Here is a 7,986-nt window from a genome sequence, read left to right as displayed (position 1 = left end):
TAAGAAAAGACTGAAAGTCTTTTCCCTAAATCTCCTTCTCAAGTACCTATATGAACCTATTCTCTTCCCTTCCTCAAAAGTTTTTTCTCCATTTATTTTCCATTCAGGAAACGCTTCTGCTAGATCTCTGAAATCTTCCTTCTAGCATATTTAGGGATCCACTTCAATGGGTTTGCAGACTCATTATAACTGACGCTTCCGTTGATTAAAGCCTTCTCCCATTTGGCTTGATTATGTTAATAATTTTCTATGCATCCTTTTTCCAATTAAATGCTAGATCTTCAATTGCTATTTCTATTGCCTCGATGACGTTCCTATAAGGATTTTCTTTAAGGGCTTCTGCTATTTTACGCAGAGAGAATGCTAGAAGAACCGCTATCTCCTGGAACAGCTCTGGATGTCGCGAGATTAACTTGAGAAGATGGGGAACACTATCTGGCAAATCATCCTTAGGAGGATCTTCTCCTGCTTTCCTATAGAAGGAGGAAAAATAGGCTAGTATTCTTCCTCTATCATTGGAATCTCCAGAAAAATAATACGATATATTCAGCGTAGAATCTGCTGAGAAGTCAAATGTCTTAGAGTAGAGCTCTTGTAGCTGATAAAGATCCAGTACTGAAACTTCTTTTCTAAATAGCATAATTTTCTCCAGTATCGTGGATCTGCTTGGGAATTTTCCTATCGCTTTTTCTACTTCATGAATTAACTCAAAAAAAGCAGTATCAGGATATTCCAGGAGCTTTCCCATGAGTTCAAAGAACCTAAAGCTGTCCTCAAATTCTTGCTTCAATCCAACTACCTCAGCTCATCTAATCCAGCATACCCCTGCTCGATTGATGCTTTCAGTGACTGTTCTCTGTGAGCCTTTGGAATAACAAATCTATCTTCGTATTTAGCAACTGCCAAAAGCCTGTACATCTCTCTCGCATCTTTCTCACTCAGCCCGACCTCACTTAGCACCTTCAGGTTTGGTCTCCCAAGAGAGATACTCCTCATATATGCTCTTACGGCGATCAATTTCTCGAGTGCTTTGCGAATAGCATCCTCATTACCTGCTGTAAACATCTTTGCTAAATAGGCGATTGGGATTCTCATATTCCTAACATTCGGGAAAATATCCTCTGGTTCGAGCTTTCCGAGCTCTTCTCCTTCGAAAATCCTGAGAATCGGGCTCAGTGGAGGAATATAGAATACCATTGGAAGCGTTCTGTACTCAGGATGAAGGGGAAAGGCGATTTTCCACACTTTTACCATCTTGAATACTGGAGATTTTTTAGCAGCTTCCAACCAGTCTTTCCAAATACCTTGATTTAGTGCTTCCTCTTCTATCTTCGGGTCGTTAGGATCAAGGATTATGCTCAGTTGCGCTTCCAGGAGAGCGCTTTCCTCTGCAGAAGCTGCCTCTCTTATTCTCTCCGCATCATATAAGAGAAGCCCCACGTATCTCATTCTCCCAACACAGGTCTCAGCACAAACAGGGGGAAGGCCTGCCTCTATTCTTGGATAGCAAAGTATGCATTTCTCCGCCTTATGTGTGCTCCAGTTATAGTAGACCTTTTTGTATGGACATGCTGAGATGCAGTATCTCCATCCTCTACACCTGCTCTGATCCACTAAAACTATACCATCCTCCTCTCTCTTGTACATAGCACCAGAAGGGCAGGCTGCTACGCAGGAAGGATTAAGGCAGTGATTGCATATTCTTGGAAGATAGAACATGAAGATTCTTTCGTACTCTAGCGTTATACCTTTCTCCAAATTCGGGTCAGAAGATGCATATATGGGTGATCCTGCCAGATCGTCATCCCAATTTGGACCTCTCTCTAAAGTAAGAGGCTTCTGAGTTATAGAGGATCTGACCTCAGCAAGAGGCTTCTCACCTTCCTTCGCTTCTATGAGTTTTTCGTATGTATAGCTCCACGGCTCATAGTAGTCATTAATGCTAGGCATCCAAGGATTATAGAATATCCTGAAAAGCCTTGACAGCCTACCACCTACTCTGAGCTTGAGTTCTCCATTTTCGAGCTTCCATCCACCCTTCCATTTCTCCTGATCTTCCCATCTCTGTGGGTACCCCACTCCTGGTCTTGTCTCTACATTATTCCACCACATATACTCTGCCCCCCTTCTGTTCGTCCATGTTGTCTTACATGTTATGCTGCATGTATGACAGCCAAGACACTTGTCCAGGTTCATAACCATCGATATTTGAACTCTCACTTTCATTTTTGCTCACCTACTTTTCTAAGAACTATCAGCTCATCTCTCTGAGTTCCGGTTGGACCATAGTAATTGAAAGCCCAACTTATCTGGGCATATCCCCCCGCAAGGAGTGTTGGCTTTATTCTTACTCTAGTTAGGCTGTTGTGAGTGCCCGATGGATCTTTTCCTGCGGATATTGTTCTCTCCTGAGCATGATACATTATAGCCACTCCCTGTGGTATTCTATCGCTCACAACAACTCTCGCTATAATTGATCCGTTTCTGTTCGATGCCTCAACCCATTCGTTATCCCTCACACCGAGAGCCTCTGCATCCTGTCTGCTTATCCAGATGACTGGTCCTCCTCTGAATAGTGTTAGCATGAAGAGGTTATCCATGAAGGTAGAGTGAATCTGCCACTTTCCATGCGGAGTTAAATATTTCAGCACTATACCGATCTTCCCCTCATCTTCTCCTTTTCGGAATGGGGCAGAAGACACAGGTGGCTTGTAGGTTGGAAGCTGTTCTTCGAACTCGATAAACAGGGGATGATCAATGTAGATATGCTGCCTGCCAGTCAGTGTCCTGAATGGAACCAAATTCTCCACGTTGAGAGTGTAGGGAGAATAAGTATCTTCTTCTTTCCCGCTCCATATGGGGGAAGTTAGAACCCTCCTTGGCTGAGAAACCAAGTCCTTGAAGCTTGTTCTTCTTGATACATCGATTTCTATATCATTGAATGTAATGCCTGTAACTTCAGAGAGAGCTCTGAAGGCTTTCAGTGCCGCTCTCCCATTAGTAACACTCGATAGATGCAGTATAGCTTCTGCAACCTTCCTGTCAGTATCAATTAATGGATGACCATGATCATCTGCTCCATTTATTAATGCGAGCTCTGAATATTCTTCCTCCGAACTCCACGAAATACCCTTGGCTCCTATAGATTTTGAGGCTAGAGGTCCAAGAGATATCATTCTATGATACACATCGCAATAGTCCCTCTCCACAATTGATATAGAAGGCTTTGACCCTTCTCCACTCAGCTCTCCCGGCGTGTCATGAAGCTGAGGAACGAGAACAATGTCCTTCACCTTTCCTAGCCTAGAGCATGCTAGTTCTGTGAACTTCTTTGATAGCGACACAAATATGTCCCAGTCGCTTCTTGATTCCCATGCAGGAGGGACTGCTTGATTGAATGGATGAATAAATGGATGGAGATCTGTTGTGCTCAGATCGTTCTTCTCATACCATGTTGCTGCTGGAAGGATAATGTCTGAGTATATGGCACTGGTACTCATCCTGAAATCGATAGTGACAATTAGATCGAGCTTTCCTTCGGGTATAGGTTCTCTCATAGTAATAAGGTTTGGCCTAATATCGCTTTCCTTGGCAGACAGCGAGCTTTCAGCACCAACCAGGTGCTTCAGTATGTACTCGTGCCCTTTTCCGCTTGAAGCTAGCAGATTGGATCTCCAGATAAAAAGAATGCGAGGAAAGGAAGCAGGGTGATCCGGATCTTCTACAGAAAACTTCAGCTCTCCCTTATCTATCATTTCTGCTACTATTTTCCTTATTTCCTCATCTTTCAGCTTACCCTCATTGCTGAGCTTTTTGTAAAGCTCAATTGGATTCTCGGTGAATTGAGGATAGAAGGGAAGCCACCCTCTTTTTACTGCCTCGACCACGTAATCTCCAGGATGCTCGTATCTCGCTCTTGGGCTCAGCGTTTTTGTGCTGAGGTCTTCGTATCTGTATTGGTCGGAATGTATGTACATCCAGGAGGTTGTGTTCTGCTGTCTGGGAGGTCTCTGCCAATCAAGAGCAAAAGCAAGCAGAGACCAGGAATCAATCGGTCTCACTTTCTCTTGTCCAACATAATGAGCAAGCCCTCCTCCTTTCTTTCCCACAGTTCCAAGGAGGATAAGCATGGATATTATTGCTCTGTAAGTCAGATCTGAATGGAACCAGTGGTTAACTCCAGGACCTATTATAATCATCGCTCTTCCCTTTGTTTCCTCAGCTGTCTTTGCGAACTCGAGGGCTAACTGCTGAACAGCTTTTCTGCTGACACCTGTTATATCCTCTTGCCAAGCAGGAGTAAATGGTTTTGGATCATCGTAGGATTCTGGATAGTCCCCAGGCAATCCTCTTGATATACCAACGTGAGCCACTAGAAGATCGAAAACTGTTGTAACGAGGAGCTCACCCTTGCTCGTTCTGATCTTCTTCGCTGGAACACCTCTAACAGCTTCCTTTCCTGGAACTGGAAAGCTCACCTGAATTATCTCATCGTGATTGCCGAGGAGAGTTAGATAGGGGTCGATTTTCTTGCCTGTTAGCGAGTCCTCCATTCTCAAATTCCATTTTTTCTCCTTCCCCCACCTGAATCCAATGCTTCCGTTTGGTACTGAGAGCTCTCCTCCTTCAGAGTTCACTACGACTGTTTTCCACTCTGCATTCTCAGTATTAATTCCTATATCAGAAGCTCTGAGAAATCTCCCTGCCCTATATCGATCATTTTCCCTTTCCAAAACTACTAGGAATGGGAGATCCGTGAATTTTTTCACATAATCAATGAAGTGAGGGACGCTTCTCTTCACATAAAATTCATTCAAAACCACGTGTAGCATAGCCATGGCCATGGCTCCATCAGTTCCCGGCCTAGGAGAGAGCCATATGTCCGCGAACTTTGTGACGTCGGTGTAATCTGGTGTGATGACAGCAACCTTTGCTCCTCTGTATCTCGCCTCAGAGAGGAAATGAGCATCAGGAGTCCTGGTCATAGCTAAATTTGTTCCCCAAACAATTATGTATAGAGAGTTCATCCAATCGGCGCTCTCTGGTACATCTGTCTGCTCTCCCCAAACTTGAGGAGAGGCTGGTGGAAGATCTGCATACCAATCATAGAAGCTTAGCATGACTCCTCCTATTAGCTCCAAGAACCTTGATCCGGAGGAATAGCTTACCATTGACATTGCTGGGATTGGGGTGAAGCCGAATATCCTATCCGGTCCATATTTTCTTATGGTGTATATCAGAGCAGCTGAGATTATCTCGAGAGCTTCATCCCAGGATGTTCGAATAAATCCTCCCTTGCCTCTGGCAGACTTGTAAGTCCTTCCATGTTCGCTCTCTACTATTTTCTCCCAAGCCAGAACTGGATCATTTGTCCTCGAAAGTTCCTCTCTCCAGGCTCTTAACAATGCGCTTCTAACATAGGGATGCTTTATTCTAAGCGGGCTGTATAGATACCAAGAGAAAGAAGCTCCTCTCGGACATCCTCTTGGCTCATAGTCGGGAAGCTCTGGGGAGGTGGACGGATAATCAGTTGCCTGATGCTCCCACACTACTAATCCGTCCTTCACATAGATCCTCCAGCTACATGATCCTGTGCAGTTAACCCCATGCGTAGATCTTACTACATTGTCATACTGCCACCTTCTTCTATAAAGCTCCTCCCACTCTCTTCCAGCTCTATCTATCTCTATCCATTTGCCAATCCTCTCCTTTGGGAAAAGCTGTCTTTTAGCTTCCTCAATTGGATTCCCTCTATTCATATCTCTCCAACCTCCTGTAGAGAATCCATGACCTACGCAGGTAAAATATAGGAACACTCCATACATGAACTAGCCTGGAGAATGGCCACATGAAAAAGACAAGATAAGCAAGAAAAATGTGGATTTTATATGTTAGAGGAACACTTGTCATCAGTGATGGGTTTGGGCTGTAAAATAGGGATCTGATCCAGGGAGCAATTGTACTTCTGTAGTCATAGGGACCATAAAGTGCGCTATAAACTACGGTGTTGAATTCCCCAAACATCATTGTAAGAACTATCAAGATAAGAATCAGAGTATCCGAGCTACTACTGGTTGCCCTGACTCTTGGATCTGCTAGTCTTCTCCAAAGAAGTATCAAGCTCCCGAGAAGTGCTACTCCTCCTGCTACTCCGCCCATGGTTATAGCTATCATGTGGTACTCCTCATCACTGATACCTAAAGCCGCAGTAATGCTAGGAGGAATGAACAGCCCAATTATGTGACCAAAGATGACAAGCAGTAAGCCATAGTGAAAGAGCTGTCCACCAATTTGCAGAAGTCTTTTCTCGAATATTTCACTTGATCTGGATGACCATGACTGCTGCGAAAATACGTATCTGTATATGTTTCCAATAATGAATGTCATTATAACTACATATGGTAAAATGACCCAGAGAATCGATTCCAAAATGCTACTTTCTAGCATGTTTGAGCACCATGAAAGAGAGAATTAGGGAAATAACACTTAGAATTACGAAGGTTGAAAAACCAAGCGAATAACCTCTTGTTCCAAACTCTTGAGCAAACCAGGCCATTGAGGGAGGGAGTAGGAGACCTCCAAGAGCTCCTAGACCTCCAACCAGCCCAGTAGCTCCTCCAACGGCTTCCGGAACATATTTTGGAACCATCTTGAATACCGAAGCGTTAGCGAAACCCATTCCAAATGCTATAACAAGGATACCAACCAGGCTTATGGGGAAAGATGTGCTTAACGTCATGATCGTGCTGCCAAGCAGAATGATTGTGAAGGATAGTATGGCAACCCTCTCTCCTCCGATTTTATCGCTGATCCATCCACCTGCTACTCTTATGAGGGATGCGAGGAGTGAGAAGAGGATCCCTGAGATCAGCCCTGCCTGGATAGAAGAGAGAGAGAAGAGCTTCTCCCAGTATGTTGGAAGCCAAGATGTTAGGGCTAGAAATCCTCCGAAGGAAGTGAAGTATAGTATCACAAATATCCAAGTTCTGACAAGCTTTGAGGCTTTCACGAGACTCTCTCTTGCTGAGCCGGTGGGGAAGAGCTCCTGCCCGAGCTTCCTAGCTTCCTCTAATGCTCTTTCTCTGTTGTATTTCTTAAGAAGCTGGAAATAGTAGGGATCCTTACCAATGAAGAAGAAGATAAGAATCACAACGATCAGTATGAGCATCCAGGCAACATATGAGCCTAGCAAGCCCAAAGATGCTATAGCATATGGGAGAATCCCAGTAAATATTCCCGGGGCTGTGTTTCCTACTCCTGCATAGAAGCCAAGTGCATATCCCTGCTTTCTCTGAGGAAACCAGTAGGATACATAGGCTATTCCAGAAGAGAAGACTGAGATTCCTATTCCTGCAACAGCACCGAAAAACATGAGCAGAGCATATCCAAGAATGCTTGAAGTGATTGATCTATTCATTATAGCTTCGATGGAAAGGAGAAGCCCTATCATACCTATAAGTGCAAGAAGTAGCTGAGATAAAATAACCCTTCTTCCTCCATATCGATCAACCATTGCTCCAAATGGAATCCTCATTAGTGAGCCTGTTAGTGTTGGTATGGCTACAAGCCATCCTACTTGCAGGAGAGATAGGTTCAGCATCTCGGAAAAAGTCTTTGCTGTTATGTTAAAAAGTGCTACTGCTGCAAAACCTCCGAAGAATGCTATTGTTCCAGCTATAAGTGCCCTCCTTTGAGTCCCACTTATTCTAACCTCATCCTCAGACATCATCAGCACCTTTCCTTTCAGTCTTTTCTCATTGTTTCTTTTAAAAAAACTTATATATTCTAACTGTTCTGAGGAATTCTCTTTCAGTCTTTTCTCATTGTTTCGTACTATCTTTCAATGATCGATGAGAAAGAGCTTCAAGATAGAATCTTAGAGAAGCGAAAGAATATGCTGTAAAGCTTAAGAAAGTTTTTGGAGAAATTCTTACCGAGTAAAAATCATATGCTGAATAGATCTATAGATAAGAAGAAACTTGAGAA

Annotated in this window: 5 protein-coding genes; all 5 read right to left on the bottom strand. The window is 43.7% G+C overall.

Translation table 11 applies throughout. The features are described from left to right. Nucleotides 1-247: 247 nt before the first annotated feature. The 5 genes from narJ to QXE01_10205 are packed head-to-tail and all read right to left on the bottom strand — an operon-like array spanning nucleotide 248 to nucleotide 7,729. Nucleotides 248-790, bottom strand: coding sequence for a nitrate reductase molybdenum cofactor assembly chaperone (narJ, locus tag QXE01_10225; GenBank protein MEM4971610.1), 543 nt, complete (start codon nucleotides 788-790; stop codon nucleotides 248-250). 5 nt (nucleotides 791-795) lie between these two features. Beyond that, the gene (narH, locus tag QXE01_10220) at nucleotides 796-2,226 is read right to left on the bottom strand and encodes a nitrate reductase subunit beta (protein ID MEM4971609.1); all 1,431 of its coding nucleotides are present in this window, start codon (nucleotides 2,224-2,226) and stop codon (nucleotides 796-798) included. After that, nucleotides 2,223-5,759: a nitrate reductase subunit alpha gene (locus QXE01_10215; protein MEM4971608.1), complete on the bottom strand. Its 3,537-nt coding sequence runs from the start codon at nucleotides 5,757-5,759 to the stop codon at nucleotides 2,223-2,225. The genes narH and QXE01_10215 overlap by 4 nt, the downstream gene beginning before the upstream one ends. Next, nucleotides 5,752-6,447 (bottom strand): respiratory nitrate reductase subunit gamma, encoded by a 696-nt coding sequence (gene narI / locus QXE01_10210; protein MEM4971607.1) that lies wholly within the window; start codon nucleotides 6,445-6,447, stop codon nucleotides 5,752-5,754. Before narI ends, QXE01_10215 begins: the two co-directional genes overlap by 8 nt. Continuing rightward, nucleotides 6,434-7,729, bottom strand: coding sequence for an MFS transporter (locus tag QXE01_10205; GenBank protein MEM4971606.1), 1,296 nt, complete (start codon nucleotides 7,727-7,729; stop codon nucleotides 6,434-6,436). Before QXE01_10205 ends, narI begins: the two co-directional genes overlap by 14 nt. Between the last annotated feature and the right edge of the window lie 257 nt (nucleotides 7,730-7,986).

This window comes from Sulfolobales archaeon (assembly GCA_038897115.1).
In the GTDB taxonomy this organism is placed as follows: Archaea; Thermoproteota; Thermoprotei_A; order Sulfolobales; family AG1; genus AG1.
Note: the sequence above shows the minus strand (reverse complement) of the source record. Positions and strands in the feature narration are given on the sequence as shown.

Coding starts and splice junctions, on each gene's coding strand:
- narH (MEM4971609.1), bottom strand. CDS start 2,226: ATGAAAGTGAGAGTTCAAATATCGATGGTTATGAACCTGGACAAGTGT.
- QXE01_10215 (MEM4971608.1), bottom strand. CDS start 5,759: ATGAATAGAGGGAATCCAATTGAGGAAGCTAAAAGACAGCTTTTCCCA.
- narI (MEM4971607.1), bottom strand. CDS start 6,447: ATGCTAGAAAGTAGCATTTTGGAATCGATTCTCTGGGTCATTTTACCA.
- QXE01_10205 (MEM4971606.1), bottom strand. CDS start 7,729: ATGATGTCTGAGGATGAGGTTAGAATAAGTGGGACTCAAAGGAGGGCA.